General features: G+C 70.7%; 20 protein-coding genes and 1 pseudogene. 7 read left to right on the top strand and 14 right to left on the bottom strand.

All coding sequences use genetic code 11. The features are described 5' to 3' along the window. Positions 1–37 precede the first annotated feature (37 nt). From hemA to Taqua_RS05470, 5 genes and pseudogenes are all read left to right on the top strand, one after another. On the top strand, positions 38–1,339 hold the full coding sequence (gene hemA / locus Taqua_RS05490; protein WP_144325474.1) for a glutamyl-tRNA reductase: 1,302 nt from the start codon (positions 38–40) through the stop codon (positions 1,337–1,339). Next, positions 1,336–2,445, top strand: a complete 1,110-nt coding sequence (prfA, locus tag Taqua_RS05485) for a peptide chain release factor 1 (RefSeq protein WP_144325472.1) — start codon at positions 1,336–1,338, stop codon at positions 2,443–2,445. Before hemA ends, prfA begins: the two co-directional genes overlap by 4 nt. Continuing rightward, positions 2,442–3,356 (top strand): peptide chain release factor N(5)-glutamine methyltransferase, encoded by a 915-nt coding sequence (gene prmC, locus Taqua_RS05480; protein WP_144325470.1) that lies wholly within the window; start codon positions 2,442–2,444, stop codon positions 3,354–3,356. The genes prfA and prmC overlap by 4 nt, the downstream gene beginning before the upstream one ends. A 41-nt stretch (positions 3,357–3,397) precedes the next feature. After that, the gene (grxD, locus tag Taqua_RS05475; protein WP_144325468.1) at positions 3,398–3,724 is read left to right on the top strand and encodes a Grx4 family monothiol glutaredoxin; all 327 of its coding nucleotides are present in this window, start codon (positions 3,398–3,400) and stop codon (positions 3,722–3,724) included. Positions 3,725–3,833: 109 nt separating this feature from the next. Continuing rightward, positions 3,834–4,841, top strand: a pseudogene (locus Taqua_RS05470) (AAA family ATPase). A gap of 51 nt (positions 4,842–4,892) precedes the next feature. Here Taqua_RS05470 and Taqua_RS05465 read toward each other — a convergent pair. Beyond that, complete coding sequence (locus Taqua_RS05465) at positions 4,893–5,537, bottom strand: lytic transglycosylase domain-containing protein (protein ID WP_425472584.1); 645 nt, start codon at positions 5,535–5,537, stop codon at positions 4,893–4,895. A 6-nt stretch (positions 5,538–5,543) separates the two neighbouring features. Next, positions 5,544–7,289, bottom strand: a complete 1,746-nt coding sequence (locus tag Taqua_RS05460; RefSeq protein ID WP_144325466.1) for a proline--tRNA ligase — start codon at positions 7,287–7,289, stop codon at positions 5,544–5,546. Positions 7,290–7,350: 61 nt separating this feature from the next. Here Taqua_RS05460 and Taqua_RS05455 point away from each other — a divergent pair, with 61 nt between their 5' ends. After that, positions 7,351–8,043 carry an RNA pyrophosphohydrolase gene (locus tag Taqua_RS05455; RefSeq protein WP_144325464.1) on the top strand — a complete coding sequence of 231 codons (693 nt, stop codon included), beginning with the start codon at positions 7,351–7,353 and terminating at the stop codon, positions 8,041–8,043. Beyond that, positions 8,043–8,567, top strand: a complete 525-nt coding sequence (locus Taqua_RS05450) for a CNP1-like family protein (protein WP_144325462.1) — start codon at positions 8,043–8,045, stop codon at positions 8,565–8,567. Before Taqua_RS05455 ends, Taqua_RS05450 begins: the two co-directional genes overlap by 1 nt. A gap of 67 nt (positions 8,568–8,634) precedes the next feature. Here Taqua_RS05450 and proB read toward each other — a convergent pair whose 3' ends face one another. The 12 genes from proB to Taqua_RS05395 all read right to left on the bottom strand — a co-directional run. Then, entirely contained in the window at positions 8,635–9,834 is a 1,200-nt protein-coding gene (gene proB / locus Taqua_RS05445; RefSeq protein WP_144325461.1) for a glutamate 5-kinase, read from the bottom strand. Positions 9,835–9,844: 10 nt separating this feature from the next. Next, positions 9,845–10,966 carry an Obg family GTPase CgtA gene (gene cgtA / locus Taqua_RS05440; protein WP_144325459.1) on the bottom strand — a complete coding sequence of 374 codons (1,122 nt, stop codon included), beginning with the start codon at positions 10,964–10,966 and terminating at the stop codon, positions 9,845–9,847. Between the two features lie 105 nt (positions 10,967–11,071). Continuing rightward, on the bottom strand, positions 11,072–11,332 hold the full coding sequence (rpmA, locus tag Taqua_RS05435) for a 50S ribosomal protein L27 (RefSeq protein WP_132963124.1): 261 nt from the start codon (positions 11,330–11,332) through the stop codon (positions 11,072–11,074). A 14-nt stretch (positions 11,333–11,346) separates the two neighbouring features. After that, positions 11,347–11,658: a 50S ribosomal protein L21 gene (gene rplU, locus Taqua_RS05430; RefSeq protein ID WP_132963125.1), complete on the bottom strand. Its 312-nt coding sequence runs from the start codon at positions 11,656–11,658 to the stop codon at positions 11,347–11,349. Positions 11,659–11,783: 125 nt separating this feature from the next. After that, positions 11,784–12,899, bottom strand: a complete 1,116-nt coding sequence (locus Taqua_RS05425) for a YeeE/YedE family protein (protein WP_144325457.1) — start codon at positions 12,897–12,899, stop codon at positions 11,784–11,786. A 112-nt stretch (positions 12,900–13,011) separates the two neighbouring features. Further along, positions 13,012–13,269, bottom strand: coding sequence for a hypothetical protein (locus Taqua_RS05420; RefSeq protein ID WP_425472583.1), 258 nt, complete (start codon positions 13,267–13,269; stop codon positions 13,012–13,014). Between the two features lie 107 nt (positions 13,270–13,376). Then, a complete protein-coding gene (locus Taqua_RS13190) occupies positions 13,377–13,568 on the bottom strand; it encodes a hypothetical protein (protein WP_185969567.1) in 192 nt (63 codons plus the stop codon). Between the two features lies 1 nt (position 13,569). After that, positions 13,570–13,776: a hypothetical protein gene (locus Taqua_RS05415; protein WP_144325455.1), complete on the bottom strand. Its 207-nt coding sequence runs from the start codon at positions 13,774–13,776 to the stop codon at positions 13,570–13,572. Between the two features lie 134 nt (positions 13,777–13,910). Then, positions 13,911–15,074: an ABC transporter ATP-binding protein gene (locus Taqua_RS05410; RefSeq protein ID WP_144325453.1), complete on the bottom strand. Its 1,164-nt coding sequence runs from the start codon at positions 15,072–15,074 to the stop codon at positions 13,911–13,913. Between the two features lie 5 nt (positions 15,075–15,079). Further along, a complete protein-coding gene (gene modB / locus Taqua_RS05405) occupies positions 15,080–15,748 on the bottom strand; it encodes a molybdate ABC transporter permease subunit (RefSeq protein WP_144325451.1) in 669 nt (222 codons plus the stop codon). Positions 15,749–15,761: 13 nt separating this feature from the next. Next, positions 15,762–16,529, bottom strand: coding sequence for a molybdate ABC transporter substrate-binding protein (gene modA / locus Taqua_RS05400; protein WP_144325449.1), 768 nt, complete (start codon positions 16,527–16,529; stop codon positions 15,762–15,764). A 40-nt stretch (positions 16,530–16,569) separates the two neighbouring features. Beyond that, positions 16,570–21,036, bottom strand: a 4,467-nt coding sequence (locus tag Taqua_RS05395; protein ID WP_185969566.1) for an excinuclease ABC subunit UvrA, incomplete at its 5' end; no start/stop codon positions are given.

Genomic DNA, 21,036 nt, shown 5'->3' with positions numbered 1-21,036 from the left:
GCGTCCACAAGGGGGCGGATTTTATAATTTGGCTCCTATGGCAGTCTGGGCGCTCGGCATCAACCACCAAACGGCCCCGCTCGATGTGCGCGGGCGGTTTGCGTTTGCGCTGGACCAGCTGCCCGAAGCGCTGCGGCAGGTGCGTGCCGCGCTGCGCCGTCCGGCCGAAGCCACGCTGCTGTCCACCTGCAACCGCACCGAGCTGTACTGCGCCGCCGACGAGCCGTTGGTCGAGCCGGCCGCCCGCTGGCTGGCCGACGTCGGTGGCCTCAGCCCCGACGGGTTGCTGCGCCACGCCTACGTGCTGCAAGACGATGCGGCGGCACGGCACGCGTTCCGCGTGGCGGCGGGCCTGGACAGCATGGTGCTGGGTGAGCCGCAAATCCTGGGTCAGCTCAAAGACGCGGTGCGCGTGGCCGACGAGGTCGGCACGCTGGGCACGACGCTGCACCAGATGTTCCAGCGCTCTTTTGCCGTGGCCAAACAGGTGCGCACCAGCACCGACATCGGCGCGCACTCCATCAGCATGGCGGCCGCGGCCGTGCGGCTGTGCAGCCAGCTGTTCGAAGACCTGCGCGACATCCGCGTGCTGTTTGTCGGCGCCGGCGAGATGATCGAGCTGACCGCGACGCACTTTGCCGCCCGGCAGCCGCGCGCGATAGCCATCGCCAACCGCACGCTGGAGCGCGGCGAAAAACTCGCGGCGCGCTTCGGCGCCGAGGCGCTGCGCCTGGCCGACCTGCCCGCGCGCCTGCACGAATTCGACGCCGTGGTCAGTTGCACCGCCAGCACCTTGCCCATCATCGGGTTGGGGCTGGTGGAAAGCGCGCTCAAGCGCCGCCGCCACCGCCCGATGTTCATGGTCGACCTGGCCGTGCCGCGTGACATCGAAGCCGAGGTCAAAGGGCTGGACGACGTCTACCTCTACACCGTGGACGACCTGGCCGCCGTCGTCCAAGCCGGCAAAGACCAGCGCCAGGCCGCCGTGACGCAGGCCGAAGCGATCATCGACGCCGGGGTGCAAAGCTTCATGCACTGGCTGCGCCAGCGCGACCCTGCGCACGGTGTGGTGCCGCTGATCCGTGACCTGCACGCGCAGGCCCAGGCGTGGCAGGAGGCCGAGCTGGCCCGTGCGCGCCGCCTGCTGGACAAAGGCGCCAGCCCCGACGAAGCCTTGCAAGCGCTGGCGCGGGGGCTGACGCACAAACTGCTGCATGGCGCACTGGCCGAGCTGCACAGCGGCGACGAGGCCGCGCGCCAGCACACCGCCGAAATGGTGGCGCGGCTGTTCCTGCGCGGCCGCCGCCCGCACAGCAGCGGGGTTGACCGCACGCCATGAAGGCCTTCGTGCGCCACACCCTGGAGCAGCGCCGCCTGCGGCTGCACGAGCTCGACGCGCAACTGGCCGCACCCGACGTCGTGGCCGACCTGGTGCGGTTTCGGCAACTGTCGCGCGAGCACGCCGAGCTCGACGCGCTGGTTCAGCCGTACCAGCGCTACCTCCAACGCGAAGCCGACTGGCGCGCCGCGTTGCAGCTGCACGACGAAGCCATCGCCAGCGGTGATGCCGACTTGGCCGCGCTGGCGCACGACGAAGCGCAAGCCGCCCAGGCCGACCTGCAGCGGCTGCAGGCCGAGTTGACCGCCCTGCTGCTGCCGCGCGACCCCGACGACGCGCGGCCCGCCTTCGTCGAAATCCGCGCCGGCACCGGCGGCGAGGAAGCGGCGCTGTTTGCCGCCGACTTGGCGCGCATGTACACCCGGTACGCCGAGCGGCAGGGTTGGCGCGTCGAGGTCATCAGCGCCTCGCCCAGCGACCTGGGCGGCTACAAGGAGCTGGTGCTGCGCATCGTGGGCGATGGCGCCTACGGGCGGCTGCGTTTCGAATCCGGCGGCCACCGCGTGCAACGCATCCCCGTCACCGAAGCGCAGGGCCGCATCCACACCAGCGCCTGCACCGTGGCGGTGCTGCCCGAGCCGGACGAGCAACAAGCCATCGCACTGGACCCGTCGGAGCTGCGCATCGACACCTTCCGTGCCAGCGGCGCCGGTGGCCAGCACGTCAACCGCACCGATTCGGCCGTGCGCATCACCCACCTGCCCACAGGCCTGGTGGCCGAGTGCCAGGACGACCGCAGCCAGCACCGCAACCGCGCCAAGGCCATGCAGGTGCTGCTGGCGCGGCTGCAGGAGCGCCAGCGCCGCGAGCGCGAAGCGCGCCAAGCCGCCACGCGTAAAAGCCTCATCGGCAGCGGCGACCGCAGCGACCGCATCCGCACCTACAACTTCCCGCAAAGCCGCGTCACCGACCACCGCATCAACCTGACGTTACACAAGCTGCCGGCGGTGCTCGATGGCGAGCTTGACGAGTTGATCCACGGCCTGCAATTGGCGCGCGGCGCCGAGCTGATGGCGGAGCTGGAAGCGCAGGCTGCCCCCGCATGAGCGCGACCGCCCCCGACCGTGTCGACGCCGCGCTGCGGTGGGCGCAGCAGCAAGGGCTCGACCGCCTGGCGGCGCAATGGCTGCTGCTGCACGCGCTGGGGCGCGGCCTGCACGAACGTGCCTGGCTGCTGGCGCACCCCGACGCGCCCTTGGCACCGGAGCAGGCGGCGCGGTTCGCGCACCTGTGCCAGCAGCACCGCGCCGGGCTGCCACTGGCCTACCTGGTGGGCGAACGCGGTTTTTACGGCCTGACGCTGCAGGTGGACGCGCGCGTGCTCGACCCCCGCCCGGACACCGAAACCTTGGTCGATTGGGCGCTGGCGCTGCTGCCGCCCGAGGCGCCGGCGCAGGTGCTGGACCTGGGCACCGGCAGCGGCGCCGTCGCGCTGGCCATCCAGGCCCAGCGGCCGCGCGCGCAGGTGTGGGCCGTCGACGTCAGCCTGGACGCGCTGGCGGTGGCGGCCGCCAACGGCGCGCGCTTGGGCCTGCCGGTGCGCTGGCTGCACGGCGACTGGTGGCACGGCTGGCGGCCCTACCCGGGCGACGCGGCGGTGCCCGCGCCGCCCGCGCGCTTCGACCTGGTGGTCAGCAACCCGCCCTACCTGCGCGACGACGACCCCCACCTGGACGCGCTGCGCCACGAGCCCCGGCAGGCGCTGGTGGCCGGCCCCGACGGGCTGGCGGCGCTGCGCACCATCGTGGCGGGGGCCCCGGCGCGTCTGGCCCCGGGCGGCTGGTTGCTGCTCGAACACGGCTGGGACCAGGCCGCGGCGGTGGCCGCGCTGCTGCGCATGCACCGTTTTGGTGCAGTGCAGCACCACCATGACCTGGCCGGCCACGTGCGCTGCACGGGCGCGCTCTGGCCGGGCTCTGACCCCACCGCCGCCACGGCGCGCGCGGCGGCGGGATAATGGCATCATCGACAACCGTACGCGACCCTGGAGCGCACACCATGAGCGACGTTCAACAACGCATCGACCAACTCGTCAAAGGGCACGACATCGTGCTGTTCATGAAGGGCACCGCCAGCTTTCCGATGTGCGGCTTTTCCGGCCGCGCGGTGCAAATCCTCAAAGCCTGCGGCGTGGACCCCAAACAGATCGTCACCGTCAACGTGTTGGACGACCCCGACATCCGCCAGGGCATCAAGGAGTACAGCAACTGGCCGACGATCCCGCAGCTGTACATCCGCGGCGAGTTCATCGGCGGCTCCGACATCATGATGGAGATGTACGAAAGCGGCGAACTGCAAAAGCTGCTCAGCGGTCAAACCGCCTGAGGCGGGCGCTGCGGCCGACGCCACACCACGGGTTGGACCCGATGGATCGTCCGGCACGGTGCTTGCTTCAATGGACACCACAGTGTGTGGTTTTCGTGAGGAGAGCATCATGTCCAACGCCAGCGTGCCCAGCGTTGCGCCTGCGCGCGGACTGCCGATCGCGCGCGTGCGCGACATCTTCAACCCTGACGACGTGCAACAACGCCTGCAGCGCCTGCGGGCCCAGGGCCACGAGCGCGAACAGGCCACCCTGTGCTAGACCTACGAGCGCATGCTGGAGCGCGGCCCGCAGCGCTTCGCGGTCAAACCCTCGGGCGTGCCAGACATGGCCGCCCTGTACGAACAACTGCCGAACTTTCGCGCGGTGCTGGACGACATCAAGCGCCACGTGGCGCTGGCGCAGGCCAGCGCCGACAGCCTGGAAGTCACCCCGATCCTGCTGCTGGGGCCGCCTGGGGTGGGCAAAACGCACTTCGCGCAACAACTGGCCGAGCTGCTGGCCACGACGATGACGCTGGTGCCGATGAGCTCGATGACCGCGGGCTGGTTGCTGTCGGGCTCGTCGTCGCAGTGGAAAGGCGCCAAGCCAGGCAAGGTGTTCGAAGCGCTGGTCGAGGGTGACTTTGCCAACCCCGTCATCGTCGTCGACGAGATCGACAAGGCCAGCGACGCCGCCCAGTACGATCCGCTGGGCGCGCTGTACAGCCTGCTGGAGCCGCAAACCGCGCAGCGCTTCGTGGACGAATTCGCCGAGGTGCCGATCGACGCCAGCCAGGTGATCTGGATCACCACCGCCAACGACGAGGGTGCGATCCCGGAGCCGATCCTCAACCGCATGAACGTGTTCGAGATCGCCCCGCCCACGCGCGACGAAGCGCGCACCATCGCGCGCTTGTTGTACTTGCGGCTGCGCGCCGCGCACGACTGGGGGCGGCTGTTCGTCGACGAACCGGGCGAAGATGTGCTCGACGTTCTGGCCACGCTGGCGCCGCGGGAGATGCGTCGTGCGCTGATGACGGCCTTTGGCAACGCCCGCTTGGATGGCCGCGACCACCTGCTGCCGGCCGACCTGCCCGCCACGGGGTCAAGCAAGCCCCGCCTGGGCTTTTTGGCCTGACGCGCACGGCTCCGCCGCGGGCGTGGCGCGACACGCGGCGACGGCCACCGCTCAGCCCAACAGCCAGCGCCGCCGCGCCGCCAGCACGGCGTTGGGGTAAGTGGCCTGGCCGCGGCTGCCGTTGTAGCGACCCAGCGCCAGAAACAGGTCACCACCCTCACGGTCCAGGTAGTGGCGCAGGATGACGCAACCGTAGCGCAGGTTGGTCTGCAGGTGAAACAGCTTGTCCGGGTCGCCGTCGCCGATCAGCCGGGTCCAAAACGGCATCACCTGCATGTAGCCGCGTGCGCCCGCACGCGAAATCGCCCAGCGCCGAAAGCCGCTCTCCACCTCGATCAGCCCCAACACGAGGGCCGTGTCCAGCCCGGCGCGGCGGCTCTCGTACCACACGGTCTGCAAAAAGTCCAGGCGCGCGCGCAGCTCGGGCTTGCGCTGCCGCAAGCGCCAGCTTGCCTCGGTCAACCAGCGCACGTAGCGCGCACGCTCCTGCGCGCTGGCAAAGCTGGGCTCCGGCGGGTCGAGCTGCTCGACCGCGGCCCGCAGCGCGTGGCGCACGGCGTCGGCCAGCGGCTCCTCGACCTGGGCGCCGGCCCACGCGGGCGCAGGCCCGCAGCCCCAGCCGCCAGCGACGGCCAGCACCCCCACGCGCATCAGTGCGGCGCGGCGTGTGCATCCCGGCGTGGCTGGCACGCCCATGGCGCATCAGACCTGGATGCGAGCCCGCACCCAGTCCGCCGCCTGCGCCAAGGGCACCGGCGTGGGCGCGGTATCGCGCCGGTGCTGGTACTCCACCACGCCGTCCTTGAGGCCACGCTCGCCCAGCGTCAGGCGGTGCGGCACCCCGATCAGCTCCCAGTCGGCGAACATCGCGCCCGGGCGCTCGCCGCGGTCGTCCAGGATCACGTCCACCCCGGCGGCCAGCAGTTCTTCGTACAGCCGCTGGGCGGCTTCGCGCACGGTGGCGCTACGCTCCATGCCGATGGGGCAGATGACCACCGTGAACGGGGCGATGGCGTCGGGCCAGATGATGCCGCGCTCATCGTGGTTTTGCTCGATGGCGGCGGCCGGCAGCCGGGTGATGCCGATGCCGTAGCAGCCCATCTCGAACGGCTTGGGCTTGCCGTCTTCGTCGAGGAAGGTGGCGTTCATCGCGCGGCTGTATTTGGTGCCGAGGTAAAACACGTGACCGACCTCGATGCCGCGCTCGATCGCCAGCACGCCCTTGCCGTCGGGCGAGAGGTCGCCGGCGACGACGTTGCGGATGTCGGCCACCAGGTCCGGCTCCGGCAGGTCGCGGCCCCAGTTGACGCCGGTCAGGTGGTGGTCCACCTCGTTGGCGCCGCAGATCCAGTCGGCCATCACGGCCACCTCGCGGTCGGCCACCACCGTCACCGGCTTGCGCGTGCCCACCGGCCCCAGGTAGCCGGGCTTGCAGCCAAAGTGCTCGATGATCTCGGCCTCGGTGGCAAAGCGCCAGCCCAGCGCCAGGCCGGGCAGCTTGCCGACCTTGACCTCGTTCATGTCGTGGTCGCCGCGCAGCAACAGCAGCCAGATGCGCGTGGCGACGACCTCGTCGCGTTCGTTGACCTCGTCGCTGGCCAGCACGATCGACTTGACCGTGCGCTGCAGCGGCACGCCCAGCAGCTCGGCCACCTGGGCGCAGGTGCTGCGCCCCGGCGTCGGCGTGCGCGTCAGCGGCTGCGTGGGCGCTGGACGCGGCCCTTGCGGCGGCAGGGCCTCGGCCTTTTCCAGGTTGGCGGCGTAGTCGCTCGTGGGGCAGTAGACGATGGCGTCTTCGCCGGTGGCGGCGATGACCTGGAACTCCTCGCTGAGGTCGCCGCCAATGGCGCCGCTGTCGGCCGCCACCGCGCGGTAGCGCAGCCCAAAGCGGTCGAAGATGCGCCGGTACGCCTGCGCCATGATGGCGTAGCTGCGCTGGGCGCCTTCGGCGTCGCGGTCGAAGCTGTAGGCGTCCTTCATGATGAACTCGCGCCCGCGCATCAGCCCAAAGCGCGGGCGGCGCTCGTCGCGGAATTTGGTCTGGATTTGGTAGAAGTTTTTCGGCAACTGCTTGTAGCTGTGCAGCTCCTGGCGGGCGATGTCGGTCACCACCTCCTCGCTGGTGGGCTGGATGACAAAGTCGCGCTCGTGCCGGTCCTTGATGCGCAGCAGCTCCGGGCCCATCTTGGCAAAGCGCCCGGTCTCTTGCCACAGCTCGGCCGGCTGCACGATCGGCATCGTCAACTCGATGGCGCCGGCGCGGTCCATCTCTTCGCGGACGATGCGCTCGACCTTGCGGATGACGCGCAGGCCCATTGGCATGTAGGTGTAGATGCCGGCCGACAGCTTTTTGATCATGCCGGCGCGCAGCATCAGCTTGTGGCTGACCACCTCGGCGTCGGCCGGGGCTTCCTTGAGGGTGGCGATGTGGAACTGGGAGGCTTTCATATCGACAGGAATGCGACCCGCGTTGCATAATCGGGCCAGTTTTTCAAGATTGGGGTTGATTATGCTTGACAGAGACGGCTACCGGCCGAATGTCGGCATCATCCTGCTCAACCACCGCAACCAGGTGTTCTGGGGCAAGCGCATCCGTACCCACTCGTGGCAGTTTCCCCAAGGGGGCATCGACCGCGGTGAGACGCCCGAGCAGGCCATGTACCGCGAGCTGCACGAGGAAATCGGCCTCAAGCCCGAACACGTGGAGGTGCTGGCGCGCACGCGCGACTGGCTGCGCTACGAGGTACCCGACCGCTACATCCGGCGCGACGCCCGCGGGCACTACAAGGGACAAAAGCAGATTTGGTTTTTGTTGCGCCTGGTGGGCGGGGACTGGAACCTGAACCTGCGCGCCACCGACCACCCGGAGTTCGACGCCTGGCGCTGGCACGACTACTGGGTGCCGCTGGACATGGTGATCGAGTTCAAGCGCGACGTCTACCTGCGCGCGCTGCAAGAGCTGGCCGCCTACCTGCCGCCGCTGCCCGGGCGACCCGACGAGCGCAGCGGTCGTGGCGGCAACCGCTTTTTGCGTCGCACGCGTCCGCCAGCCGGCGCTGGGCGCGAGGCCCCACGCCCTGCCCGCCCGCTGCCGCCGCAGCTGGGCTTGCCCACCCACGCGGAGCTGCCCCCCGGCGCCAGCCGCGCGGCCCCGCCGGGGGCGGTGGTGCCGCCCGGGGCCAAACCCGGATCCAACACCTGATGATGCGCAACCTCCGACCCACGCTGAATGCGGCGCTGCTGGCCGCGGCGCTGCTGGGCGCCGCCGTGGCCGATGCCCAGCTACTGACCGACCCCAACCGCGACTGGCGCGAAGCCGAGGCCCCACCGCCGCCCGTGTGGCGCGCCGAGCGCCTGGTGCCGTTTGTGCCGTCGGTGCACAGCGAGCTGCGCTTTGGCGTTGACGCCGACAGCGTCACGCTGGGGCCCGACGGCGTGATCCGCTACGTCATCGTGGCGCAAAGCGCCAGCGGCGCCGTCAACGCCTGGTACGAGGGGCTGCGCTGCGCCACCGCCCAGGTCAAAACCTACGCGCACTGGAACCCGGGGCCACCGGGGCAGTGGCAGCCCCACCCCAACCCGGCGTGGCGCAACCTGGGCGGCGAGTTTGCGTCGCGTCCGGCGGTGGCGCTGGCGCGCGGTGGCTTTTGCGACGGCGCTACCCCCAACGGTCAGCCGGCCGACATGCTGCGCGCGCTGCGGCAAAACCGCACTGTGGACCGCTGAGCGAGCACGGGCGCGCAGCCAAGGCCGCCGCACCGCGGGGCGCCCGGCGCGGTCGGCGCACCCGCGTTCAGCGCGCGGTGACGACCAGGTTGTCGCGGTGGATCATTTCGGGCTCGGCGGCGTAGCCCAGCAGCCGCTCGATCTCCGACGACGGCCGGCGGCACAGCAGCCGCGCTTCGGCGGCGGCGTAGTTGGCCAGTCCGCGCGCGATTTCGCGCCCATCCGGCGCGCGCACCGCGATCACGTCACCACGCTGGAAGTCGCCGTCCACCGCCGTCATGCCGATTGGCAGCAGGCTCTTGCCCTCGTGCAGCAGCTTGGCCACGGCGCCGGCGTCCACCGTGACGGCGCCGCGCAGTTGCAGGTGGTCGGCCATCCACTGCTTGCGCGCCTGCTGTTTGGTGCTGTCGGCCACCAGGCAGGTACCGATCGGCTCGCCGGCCACCAGGCGCGGCAGCACGTCGGGCTCGCGTCCCCAGGCGATGACGGTGGACGCGCCTGAGCCGGCCGCGCGCTTGGCGGCCAGGATTTTGGTGATCATGCCGCCGGTGCCGACACGGCTGCCGGCGCCGCCGGCCATCGCTTCCAGCGCCGGGTCGCCGGCGCGCGCCACCTGCACGAAGGCGGCGTCGGGCTGCTTGCGCGGGTCCGCCGTGTACAGCCCCCGCTGGTCGGTCAGGATCACCAGCAGGTCGGCCTCGATCAGGTTGGCCACCAGCGCGCCCAGCGTGTCGTTGTCGCCAAACTTGATCTCGTCGGTGACGACGGTGTCGTTTTCGTTGATGACCGGCACCACACCGTGCGCCAGCAGCGTCAGCAGCGTCGAGCGCGCGTTGAGGTAGCGCTCGCGGTCCGCCAGGTCGGCGTGCGTCAGCAGCACCTGGGCGCTGCCCAGGCCCTGCTGGCGCAGCTTGGTTTCCCACATCTGCGCCAGGCCCATCTGCCCGACGGCGGCAGCGGCTTGCAGCTCGTGCAGCTCTTTAGGTCGGCTGAGCCAGCCCAGGCGTTTCATACCCTCGGCGATGGCGCCGCTGGACACCATCACCACCTCGCGGCCGCCGCGCGCCAGCACGCCCAACTGCCGTGCCCACTGGCCTATGGCGCTTTCGTCGAGCCCACGGCCTTCGTTGGTGACCAGGCTGGAGCCGACCTTGACAACGATGCGCCGCGCCGCCGTCAGCACCTGCGCGGGCGTGCGGCTGGGCAGGCTCCAGCCGGCGGTGGCGCTGGGGATGGCGTCGGTGGCGGTAGGGATGACGGTCGTCATGGCGCAGCGATTATCGGTCACGCCCGCGCGCCGCACGGCCCGGCGTGGCGGGCGCCACGGCGTCGGCCTCGGGCGCCGCCTCGGCAAAGCGCGGATCGGGCGCAACCGGCTGCTCGGCGGCGCGCTGCGCGACCAGCCACTGCATGATGTCGCGCATCAAGGGCTCCAGCCCCTCGCGCGTCAGCGCCGACACCGCGTACACCGGCCCTTTGAAGCGCAGCCGGCGCACGACGTCGCGCACGCGCGCCTCGCGCTGCTCAGGCGGCACCATGTCGAGCTTGTTGAGCACCAGCCAGCGCGGCTTGGCCGCCAACGCCGGGTCGTATTTTTTCAGCTCGGCCACGATCGCGCGCACCTGCGCCACCGGGTCCACGCTGTCGTCGAACGGCGCCATGTCCACCAGGTGCAGCAACAGCCGCGTGCGCTGCAGATGGCGCAAAAACTGGTGCCCCAGGCCGGCGCCTTCGGCCGCGCCCTCGATCAGGCCCGGCACGTCGGCGATGACAAAACTTTGCTGCGGGCCCACGCGCACCACGCCTAGGTTGGGGTGCAACGTGGTGAACGGGTAGTCGGCGATCTTGGGCCGCGCGTTGGACACCGCGGCGATCAGGGTCGATTTGCCCGCGTTGGGCATGCCCAGCAACCCCACGTCGGCCAGCACTTTGAGCTCCAGGTGCAGGCGGCGGCGCTCACCGGGCTTGCCCATCGTGCGCTGGCGCGGGGCACGGTTGGTGGAGCTTTTGAAGTGCAGGTTACCCAGCCCCCCGTCGCCCCCCCTGGCCAGCAGCAGGCGTTGCCCGGGCGCCAGCAGCTCGCCCACCAGCTCGCCGGTGTCGGCATCGCGGATGATGGTGCCCACCGGCATGCGCAGCACCACGTCGGCGCCCTTGGCCCCGTACTGGTCGCTACCACGGCCGTGCTCGCCGCGCTGCGCTTCGTGGTGACGCGCGTAGCGGAAGTCCACCAGCGTGTTCAGGTTGGGGTCGGCTTCGGCCCACACGTGGCCGCCGCGGCCACCGTCGCCGCCGTCAGGGCCGCCGAACTCTTTGAATTTCTCGTGGCGGAACGACGCACAGCCGTTGCCACCGTCGCCCGCGGCGACGTCGATCCAGGCCTCATCGACAAACTTCATGGCGGCTCCTTGGCGCGGGGTATGGCCACACGCCCAACGCGCTGTCGCGCAACGACAAAGGCCCGCACGCGGCGGGCCCTTGCACCAGGGTGTCGAGGGGGCGCGTCAGGCCGCCGCGACGACGTTGACAACCTTGCGGTTGAGCGGACCCTTGACGTCGAACTCGACCTTGCCCGCCACCGTGGCGTAGATGGTGTGGTCACGGCCGATGCCCGTGCCCACCCCGGGGTGGAACTTGGTGCCACGCTGGCGCACGATGATCGCGCCCGCGCTCACTTCCTGGCCGCCAAACACCTTGACGCCCAGCATCTTGGGCTTGGAATCACGCCCGTTGCGCGTGGAGCCGCCGCCTTTTTTCTGTGCCATGGTGGGTCACCTCGTCAGACGTTGATCGAGCTGACTTCCAGCTCGGTGTAGTTTTGCCGATGGCCTTGGCGCTTTTGGTAGTGCTTGCGCCGGCGCAGCTTGAAGATGCGAACCTTGGGGCCGCGCCCGTGCGCCACCACCTTGGCCGTGACCGTCGCGCCGCTGACCAAGGGAGTGCCCACCCGGATGTCGGCGCCGTTGCCAACGGCCAACACCTGGTCGATCACGATCTCTTGGCCTACGTCCGCAGCGATCTGTTCTACCTTGATTTTTTCGCCGGCAGCGACGCGATACTGCTTGCCACCGGTTTTTATGACCGCGTACATAGGGTTCCTCTTTGCATGCTTGCAAGGGCTGCTGCGCAGCCCGACGTTGGCGTGATGCTCGGCTGCCGCTGGTGCCGCCGAACCCGCTATTATAGGATCAAAAGCCGCAATGACCTCAACTGGCCTCACGGCGCGCGGGCCGGCGCGCCAGTCACCCCGTGGGCGGCGGCCGGTTCAGGGGCGGCGCTGGCTTGGCGCGGGCGGTCGATCAGCCAGTCGGCCACGCCGCCGCCCACCCACATGCCCACCAGCGTCACCCAGGCGGTCAGCGCAAAAATCGCCCCGCCGGTGACCCCCGCCCCGACCGCGCAGCCGCCGGCCAGCATCGAGCCAAAGCCCATCAGCACCGCGCCGACGATGTAGCGCGGCATCGTGTAGGCGCCGCCAAACCCTTCGAGCTTCCCCTCGCGCCCCACCAACGCCCCGGCCAGCGAGCCGAGAAACACCCCCGGCATCAGCCCCAGGCCGAACGACCACGGCTTGCCGGGTTCGGCCAGCACGCGCATCAGCCATTCGGCCGAGGGGCCGCTGAACGTCAAACCCTGGATCTGCACCGGCTCGAACGAATGCCCCATGACTTGGTAGCTGAACCACCATGCCAGCGCCACGGTCAGGCCGGTGGCCGCGCCGCCGGCCCACTTCCAAAAGCTCCAGCCGCTGCGCGTGGCAAAGTACAGCGCGGCGGCCATCCACACCAGGCCAAACGCCAGCCCCATGCCGTGCCCCACGCCCAGCCGCGCCAGCAGGTCGCGCGAGGGACCACCGTCCACCACCCACCAGGCGCTGATGGCTTCGCGCCACGGGGCCAGCACCCCGCCCAGCGACGCCTGCGCGGTCACGGCAAAGATCAGCCCCGACAGCAGCGCGCGCAGGTTGCCGTTGGCCGACAGCACCAACAGCCGGCTGGCGCAGCCGCGCGTCATGACCATGCCCAGCCCGAACAGCAGCCCGCCCACCAGCGCGCCCGACAGGCTGCCGCGCGCGCTCAACTGGCGCGCGCTCGACACATCCAGCAGCCCGGCGACGATGAGGCCCTGCACCGCAACGACCGCGGTGGCAAACGCCAGCAGCCACACGGCCAGCTTGTCGCCAAAGCGGCGGTGCCAAAACTCGATGACGGCGGCGCGCAGGCAAAACTTGGAGCGCTGCCCGAAAAACCCGAACGCCAGCCCCAGCGCCAACCCACCGGCGGCCAGCACGTTGGCTTCGCCCCAGCGCTCGATCCATGCCGCCCAATCCATGCGCACCCTTTCATTGCTATATCGTCAATGAGTGATATTGTGGACGCCTGCCAGCCTCATAGGTTGACGCGCGTCAACGCCGCGTCACCCAGCACCACGCGCGCGCCGCCCGTCAGGCGTCAGGACGGTCGACTTCGACGTCACAGTCGCAGCCGCGACCGGCGGCGATCGAGGGTGCGATCGCGGGCCGCAGCGCGCGGCTGAGCATGCGCCCCCACGGGCGGTGACCCCATCCGAACACCGTCGCAGGATCGTGCAGCGCACCGCACACGTAGCGCTCCTCGGCGTGCAGCCAGCGCAGCGCCCGCAGGCGCCACGCCGGCGACGGCTCAGCACCACCCCCAGCGGGCACGGCTGCCACACGCAACACACCCCACAGCCATTGCACGGCGCGCCGGGCGCGGGCTTGGCGGGGGCGTCGGGGTGAATCCAACGCACCGCCCCGGGTTGTGGATCGGCCATCGCCCCACGCCGGGCTCAGTCCTGCTCGCCAAACCCGATGCGCTTGGCCGCAGAGAGCACCTGCACCACGCCGCGCGTGGCCTGCGCAAACGGGGTGCCCGGGGCGTTGGCGACTTCGTCCATCAGCTCGCGCGTGCGCTGGGCCGAGGCAACGATGTCCTGCATGACGCCACCCACGCCCTGCACGACCTCCACACCGGCGGCCACATCATGTACGGTGCAGATCCTTGATTTCGCGCGCGGCCTGGCTGGAGCGCTGCGCGAGTTGGCGCACCTCGCCCGCCACGGCGGCCAACGGCAGCGCCGCGACCCCCACAGCCACGGCGCAGCCGGTGGCCAATCCGACGGCGGCGCCTGGCTTGGATCTGGGGATGGCGCTGGGTGCGGGCAGAGCGGCTTGGACAGAGGTGTTCATCTTTGCTTTTTTTCTTGGGGCATGAACATGCACCGCCTGCGCGGATCTTCTTGGCATCGCACGGCCGGTGACATTTGTAGCACATTTGAACCGTCCCAGGCACCGGGAGTATCGGCGGAGCCAACGCCCCGACGTCACCCGGGCTGCCTTATCGGCATCACGTGCACCCAGGCGCAGTCCAGCCACACGCGCAGCGGCTGCCCGGGTTGCAGGTGTTGGCGCAGGGGGCCGCTGCGGGTCAGGTGCAGCTCCACACCCGGCAGGGCCTGCAGCGCCGCCACCGCCATCGTCGTGTCGCCCAGGTGACGTGCGGTGTGGACGGTGGCCATCAGCGGGGTATGGCCGTCCGGGGCCGGCGCGCCCGCGGCCAGCCCCAGCTCGGCGTCGAGCTTGAGTCCGTCGCCCTGCACCACCCAGGTGACGCGCTGTCCTGTGGGCAGTCTGTCCTTGTCGCGCACGCGCAGACGCAACGGCGTCGGTTGGCCTTCGGGCAGGGTCCACTGCAACCAACCCATGCGCTGCGCGCGGTCGGCGTCGTCCTGCGGCCCCAGCCACACGCCGTGGAAGCGGTTGCGCACGCCGGTCAGGTCGGCCACACGCGCGTTGCGGGGGCTGCGGTGAATGTGCGCCGGGGTGCCGCTTTGCAAAAGCGCGCCTTGGTCCATGATGACGAGCCGGTCGGCCAACTGACGCGCTTCGTGCAAGTCGTGCGTGACCAGCACGATGGGAATGACAAGCTCGCGCCGCAGGTCGGCCAGCAAGTCGTACAAGCCCTGGCGGTGCATGGCATCCACCGCCGAAAACGGCTCGTCCAGCAGCAGCAGCCGCGGCTGGCGGGCCAGCGCGCGGGCCAGCGCCACGCGCTGCTGCTGCCCGCCCGACAGCTCCGCCGGACGGCGCTGCATTTGCGCCGGCGTCAGGCGCATCTGGTCCAGCCACCGGCGCGCCTGCTGCTGGCGCTGCGCTGGCGGCAGGTGCAGCAGGGCCAGCGCCACGTTGTGCAGCGCGCTCAGGTGCGGCATCAGGCCGTAGTGCTGGAACACCATGCCCACGCGGCGGCGTTGCGGCGGCCAGCACACCCCGGCGTCGGTGTCCAGCCACAGCTCGTCGCCCACCCGCAACGTGCCACGCTCGGGCCGCATCAGGCCCGCCAGGCAGCGCAGCAGCGAGGTTTTGCCGGCCCCCGACGGCCCCAACAACGCCACCAGCTCGCCGGCCTCGGCCTCCAGCGTGCCCCGTAGCGGCATGGGCCGGTGTTGCTCGACGTGCAGGTGCAGCAAGGCGGTGGGGTCGGCCATGCCGATCACCCCTCGCGGCGGCGCAAGCGGGCCGTGGCGCCAAACGACGCGGCCACCGCCAGCAGCGACAGCAGGGTCAGCAGCAACGCCATGCGGTCGGCGCTGGCCAGGTCGAACGCCTGCACGCGGTCGTAGATGGCGATGGCGATGGTGCGCGTCTCACCCGGGATATTGCCCCCCACCATCAGCACGACACCGAACTCCCCCAGCGTGTGCACAAAGGTCAACACCAGCGCCGACAAGATACCGGGCCAAGCCAGCGGCAGCTCGACACGCCACAGCGTTTGCCAAGCGCCCAGCCCGTGCACCGCGGCAGCTTCGCGCAGCTCGCGCGGAATGGCTTCGAAGGCGCGCTGGATGGGCTGCACCATGAAGGGCAGGTTAAACACCACCGACGCCAGCAGCAGCCCGGCGAAGTTGAATGTCAACCGCACACCCAGGTGTTCGGCCAGCCACGCCCCCAGCGGCGAGCTGGCCCCCAACGTCACCAGCAGGTAGTAGCCTAACACCGTGGGCGGCAACACCAACGGCAGCACCACCAGCGCCTCGACCCACGCCTTGCCAGCCCAGGCGGTGCGCGCCAGCCAACGCCCCAGCGCCAACCCCAGCGGCAGCAGCACAGCCAAGGTGGCTGCGGCCAGCTCCAGCGACAGCATCAGAGCGGGCCAGTCCATGCAAGCAAACCTTTCACGGCATGGCAAAACCGAAGCGTGTCATGATGGCCTGCGCACCGGGCGTGGCGATGAAATCATAAAAGCGCTGGGCTGCCTCGGGGGCGTCTTTGATCAGGACCATGCGCTGCGCCAGCGGCTGGTGCCACGTGGCGGGAATGAGGTCGAACGCCCCCAGCGCCGCCACCTGCGGCGCCAGGGCCAACGACAACGCAATGATGCCGCCTTGCGTGCTGCCGGAGGTGGCGAATTGCGCCGTCTGGGCGATGTTTTCGCCCACCACCAGGTGAGGCTGGATCGCCTCCCACAGGCCGGCGTGGTGCAGCGCCTCGCGCGCGCGCGCGCCGTAGGGAGCGTGCTCGGGGTTGGCGATGGCGAATTTGCTCAGGCGGCCGTCGCGCAGCGCCGCCGCCAGGTCGCGCAGTTGGCCGTCGGCCCGCAGCGGTGATCCCTTGGGCACAAAGATGACGATGCGGCCGTGGGCGTACAGCCGACCGCGGTCCAGGGTTTTGCCTGCGTCAGCCAGTTTGAACACGAAGGCTTCGTCGGCCGACATGAACAGGTGAAACGGCGCCCCTTGCAGGATCTGGGCGTAAAAGTTGCCCGACGAGCCAAACACCAGGCGCACGCGCTGGCCGGTTTCGCGCTCGAACAGCGCCGCCACGTTCTCCAGGGCAAATTTGAGGTCCGAAGCCGCCGCCACCGTGGGCGGTACGGGCTGGGCATGCAGCGGCCACACCGCGGCGGCGCCCGCGGTCCACAGCAGGTGGCGACGGGTAAACATCGTGGCCGTGGTCCTTCCAAGGTATGCACCATGGTGCCGGTTATACACCGCGCGCCAGCACCGGCGCAAGCGCCTGGCCGGTGTGGGTGCCCTGGCGCACCAGCGCTTCGGGCGTGCCCTGCCCGACGACACGGCCACCCTGGGCGCCCCCTTCCGGCCCGAGGTCGATGATCCAGTCGGCCTCGGCGATCAGGTCCAGGTCGTGCTCGATGACGACGACGCTGTGGCCGGCGTCCACCAGCCGGTGCAGCACGCGGATCAGCTTGTCCACGTCGGCCATGTGCAGCCCCACGGTGGGTTCGTCCAGCACGTACAGCGTGTGTGGGGCTTGTTGGCCACGGCGGCCGACGTCGTCGCGCACCTTGGTGAGTTCCGTCACCAGCTTGATGCGCTGCGCTTCGCCGCCCGACAGCGTGGGGCTGGGCTGCCCCAGCGTCAGGTATCCCAGGCCAACGTCCTGCAGCAAGCGCAGCGGGTGGGCAATCTGTGGCATGGCGGCAAAAAACGCCACCGCTTCGTCCACCGTCATGGCCAGCACGTCGCCAATGCTGCGCTGGCGCCAGCGCACGGTCAGCGTGTCGGGGCTGAAGCGCGCGCCACCGCAGGCGTCGCACGGCACCTTGACGTCGGGCAAAAACGCCATTTCGATGGTGCGCAGGCCCTGCCCGTCGCACACGGGGCAGCGGCCGTCGCCGCTGTTGAAGCTGAAGCGCCCCGGCCCCCAGCCGCGCGCGCGGGCCTCCAGCGTGTCGGCAAACAGCTTGCGGATGGCGTCCCAAAAGCCGATGTAGGTGGCGGGGCAAGACCGTGGTGTTTTACCGATCGGGGTCTGGTCCACTTCCAGCACGCGCTGCACCGCCCCCCAGCCTTCGAGCGCGGCGCAACCGCTCCAGGCCACGCCAGCGGCATCGGCGCTACGGCCGCGCCCCTTGCGGCCCGCCGCAGCGGTGGGTGCCGCGCGCGCGCGGCTGAGCGCCTGGGTCAGGTTGGTCAACAGCACATCACGCGCCAGCGTGGACTTGCCCGAGCCGCTCACCCCCGTGACGACGACCAGCCGCCCCAGCGGCACGCGCACGTCGATGCCTTGCAGGTTGTGCCGCCGCGCCCCGCGCACCCACAGCGAGGGGGTGCCCTCGTCCACCGGGCGGCGCGGTTGCAGCGGGTGGCGCATGGCGTGCGCCAGGTAGCGCCCGGTTTGCGATTCGGGCGCGGCGCACACCTCGGTCAGCGTGCCGCTGGTCACGATGCGCCCACCCAGGCGGCCGGCCCCGGGGCCGATGTCGATCAGATGGTCGGCACGGCGGATGGTGTCTTCGTCATGCTCGACGACGACCAGCGTGTTGCCGTGCGCGCGCAGCTCGTGCAGCGCATCGAGCAGGATGCGGTTGTCGCGCGGGTGCAGGCCGATGGTGGGCTCGTCCAGCACGTAGCACACGCCCTGCAAGTTCGAGCCGAGTTGCGCCGCCAGGCGGATACGTTGCGCCTCGCCGCCGGACAGGGTGGGCGCACCCCGGTCCAGCGTCAGGTAGCCCAGCCCGACGCGGCGCAAGAATCGCGCGCGCGCTTCGATTTCGGCCAGCAGGTCACGCGCCACGGCGGCGTCGCGCGGTGGCAGCGCATCGGAGGCGCGCAGCGCGGCCACCCAGTCGGCCAGATCGTCCACCGTCAGGCGCGCCACCTCGGTGATGGGCTGGCCACGGAAGCGCACCGCGCGCGCCAGCGGCCCCAGACGGGTGCCGCTGCAGCTGGGGCACGGCTCGTCGGTGAGGTCGTCCAGGTCGGGCTCGGTCAGCGTGCGCTGGCGGCCGCGTTCGTCGTCGGTGGGCTGGTCGTCCAGCAGCGCGCGCTGCGCACGGGTCAGCTTCAGGCCGGTGCCGACGCAGTCGGGGCACCAGCCGTGCGCGCTGTTGTACGAGAACATGCGCGGGTCCAGCTCCGGGTAGCTGGTGCCGCAGACGGGGCAGGCGCGGCGCACCGAGTAGACCTCGACCTCGCCCCCGCTGGGGCCGGGCTGGCCCGGTGTCAGCGCCTCCAGGCCGGGCACCCCGCCCAGCACGTGCAGCACGCCGTGGCCGTGGGTGAGCGCGTGCTGCAGCGCGGCGCGCAGCGCGTCGTCGCGCGCGGGGTCGGACACCAGCACCGCCACCGGCAGCTCCACGGTGTGCTCCTTGTAGCGGTCCAGCCGCGGGAACGGCTGCACCGGCACGAACGCCCCGTCCACGCGCAGGTGGGTGTGGCCGCGCTGCGCCGCCCACTGCGCCCATTCGGTGTACACGCCTTTGCGCGCCACCACCAGCGGCGCCAGCAGCGCGATGGGCTGACCGCGCCAGCGCTGCAGCAGTTGCGCCGCGATGCGCTCGGGGCTTTGCGGCTCAACGGCGGCGCCGTCGTGCACGCAGTGCTGCACGCCGAGCTTGACGTACAGCAGCCGCAGGTAGTGCCAGATCTCGGTCACGGTGCCGACGGTGGATTTGCGCCCGCCACGGCTGAGGCGCTGCTCGATGGCCACGGTGGGCGGGATGCCCCAGACGGCGTCGACGTCAGGGCGACCCGCCGGCTGCACGATCGAGCGCGCGTAGGCGTTGAGGCTTTCCAGGTAGCGGCGCTGCCCTTCCTGGAACAGGATGTCGAACGCCAGCGTGGACTTGCCCGAGCCGCTCACCCCCGTGACGACGGTGAAGCGGCCGTGGGGAATGTCGACGCTGATGTTGCGCAGGTTGTGCTCGCGCGCGTGCACGATGCGGATCGCAGCCGGCGCGGGGGGCGTGGCGGGGGCGGCGCGCCACGGTCCGGCGGCTTCGCGCACACGCTGGGCGGCGTCCAGCGCCTCGGCGTAGGCGCGCAGCGCCGCGCCGGTGTGGCTGCTGGGGTGGTGGCGCAGGTCTTCGGGTGTGCCGGCAAACACCAGCCGGCCGCCGCCGTCACCACCTTCCGGCCCCAGGTCGATGACCCAGTCGGCGGCACGGATCACGTCCAAGTTGTGCTCGATGACGATCAGCGAGTGCCCCACCTCCAGCAGCTTGCGCAGCGCGCGCATCAGCTTGGCGATGTCGTCAAAATGCAGTCCGGTGGTGGGCTCGTCGAGCAAAAAGAGCTGCCCGCGCGCCTTGCCCGCCCACGGCGCGGGGACGGCGTCGCGTCGGCGGGTTTTGCGCGGCACGGCACGGGCGGCGGCTTCGGCCAAGTGCCCGGCGAGCTTGAGGCGCTGCGCCTCACCCCCGGACAGCGTCGGCACCGGCTGGCCCAGGCGCAGGTACTCCAACCCCACGTCCAGCAGCGGCTGCAGCGCACGCACGACGTCGGCGTCGTCGGCGAACCACTGCACGGCGTCGGCCACGGTCAGCTCCAGCACGTCGGCCACGGTGAGCGTGCGTCCGCCGCGTTCCAGCGTGACCTCCAGCACCTCGGGCCGGTAGCGGCGCCCGCGGCAGTCGGGACAGCGCAGGTAGACGTCCGACAGGAACTGCATCTCCACGTGCTCAAACCCCGAGCCGCCACAGGTTGGGCAGCGGCCGTCACCGCTGTTGAAGCTGAACTTGGCCGCCGTCCAGCCACGCGACTGCGCCAGCGGGGTGGCGGCGAACAGGGCGCGGATGGCGTCCCACGCGCCGACGTAGCTGACCGGGTTGGAGCGCGCCGTTTTGCCGATGGGCGATTGGTCCACCAGCACCACACCTTCGAGCCAGTCCGCCCCCAGCAGCGCGTCGTGCGCGCCCGGCGCCTCGGTGGGCTGGCCAAAGTGGCGCAGCAGCGCCGGCGCCAGCACGTCCTGGATCAACGTGGACTTGCCCGAGCCGCTGACGCCCGTGACGACCACCAGGCGCTGCAGCGGAAAGGCGACGTCCAGGCCCTGCAGGTTGTGTTGGCGCGCCCCTTGCAGCAGCAGCTTGGGGGTGGCCTCGGTGACGGCACGCTTGACCCCAAAACCGATCTGGCGCCGCCCGCTCAGGTATTGGCCGGTGAGCGTGTCGGCCTGCATCAACTGCGCCGGCGTGCCGTCGAACACGATGCGCCCACCGCGCTCGCCCGGCCCCGGCCCCATGTCGAGGATGCGGTCCGCGGCCAGCATCACGGCCGGGTCGTGCTCCACGACCACCAGGGTGTTGCCAGCGTCGCGCAGCCGCGCCATCGCCTGCCCGATGCGCGCCAGGTCGCGCGGATGCAGCCCGATCGAGGGCTCATCGAGCACAAACAGCGTGTGGGTCAGCGAGGTGCCCAGCGCCGTGGTCAGGTTGATGCGCTGCACCTCGCCGCCCGACAGCGTGCGGCTTTGGCGGTCCAACGTCAGGTAGTCCAGCCCCACGTCGCCCAGGTACCGCAACCGCGCCAGGATTTCGTCCAGCACCAGCTTGAGCGCCTGCGCGTCGGCTGAGCGCGGGGTGGCCTGGACAGGGTCATCGGCGGGCGACCGATCCGGTGAACGCGGCGACGCCGTGGGTGCAGCGTTGGCGGCACGCGAGGGGCCTAGGGGGGGTGGGGGCGACGATTTCAGCTCGCTGCATGAGGA

Origin of the sequence: Tepidimonas aquatica (genome assembly GCF_007556585.1) — a bacterium.
GTDB lineage: Bacteria > Pseudomonadota > Gammaproteobacteria > Burkholderiales > Burkholderiaceae_C > Tepidimonas > Tepidimonas aquatica.
This window is presented reverse-complemented; position numbering and strand designations above follow the sequence as displayed.

Excerpts from the sequence above, each read along its gene's own strand:
- hemA (WP_144325474.1), top strand. The coding sequence starts at position 38 with ATGGCAGTCTGGGCGCTCGGCATCAACCACCAAACGGCCCCGCTCGAT.
- prfA (WP_144325472.1), top strand. The coding sequence starts at position 1,336 with ATGAAGGCCTTCGTGCGCCACACCCTGGAGCAGCGCCGCCTGCGGCTG.
- prmC (WP_144325470.1), top strand. The coding sequence starts at position 2,442 with ATGAGCGCGACCGCCCCCGACCGTGTCGACGCCGCGCTGCGGTGGGCG.
- grxD (WP_144325468.1), top strand. The coding sequence starts at position 3,398 with ATGAGCGACGTTCAACAACGCATCGACCAACTCGTCAAAGGGCACGAC.
- Taqua_RS05465 (WP_425472584.1), bottom strand. The coding sequence starts at position 5,537 with ATGGGCGTGCCAGCCACGCCGGGATGCACACGCCGCGCCGCACTGATG.
- Taqua_RS05460 (WP_144325466.1), bottom strand. The coding sequence starts at position 7,289 with ATGAAAGCCTCCCAGTTCCACATCGCCACCCTCAAGGAAGCCCCGGCC.
- Taqua_RS05455 (WP_144325464.1), top strand. The coding sequence starts at position 7,351 with ATGCTTGACAGAGACGGCTACCGGCCGAATGTCGGCATCATCCTGCTC.
- Taqua_RS05450 (WP_144325462.1), top strand. The coding sequence starts at position 8,043 with ATGATGCGCAACCTCCGACCCACGCTGAATGCGGCGCTGCTGGCCGCG.
- proB (WP_144325461.1), bottom strand. The coding sequence starts at position 9,834 with ATGACGACCGTCATCCCTACCGCCACCGACGCCATCCCCAGCGCCACC.
- cgtA (WP_144325459.1), bottom strand. The coding sequence starts at position 10,966 with ATGAAGTTTGTCGATGAGGCCTGGATCGACGTCGCCGCGGGCGACGGT.
- rpmA (WP_132963124.1), bottom strand. The coding sequence starts at position 11,332 with ATGGCACAGAAAAAAGGCGGCGGCTCCACGCGCAACGGGCGTGATTCC.
- rplU (WP_132963125.1), bottom strand. The coding sequence starts at position 11,658 with ATGTACGCGGTCATAAAAACCGGTGGCAAGCAGTATCGCGTCGCTGCC.
- Taqua_RS05425 (WP_144325457.1), bottom strand. The coding sequence starts at position 12,899 with ATGGATTGGGCGGCATGGATCGAGCGCTGGGGCGAAGCCAACGTGCTG.
- Taqua_RS05415 (WP_144325455.1), bottom strand. The coding sequence starts at position 13,776 with ATGAACACCTCTGTCCAAGCCGCTCTGCCCGCACCCAGCGCCATCCCC.
- Taqua_RS05410 (WP_144325453.1), bottom strand. The coding sequence starts at position 15,074 with ATGGCCGACCCCACCGCCTTGCTGCACCTGCACGTCGAGCAACACCGG.
- modB (WP_144325451.1), bottom strand. The coding sequence starts at position 15,748 with ATGGACTGGCCCGCTCTGATGCTGTCGCTGGAGCTGGCCGCAGCCACC.
- modA (WP_144325449.1), bottom strand. The coding sequence starts at position 16,529 with ATGTTTACCCGTCGCCACCTGCTGTGGACCGCGGGCGCCGCCGCGGTG.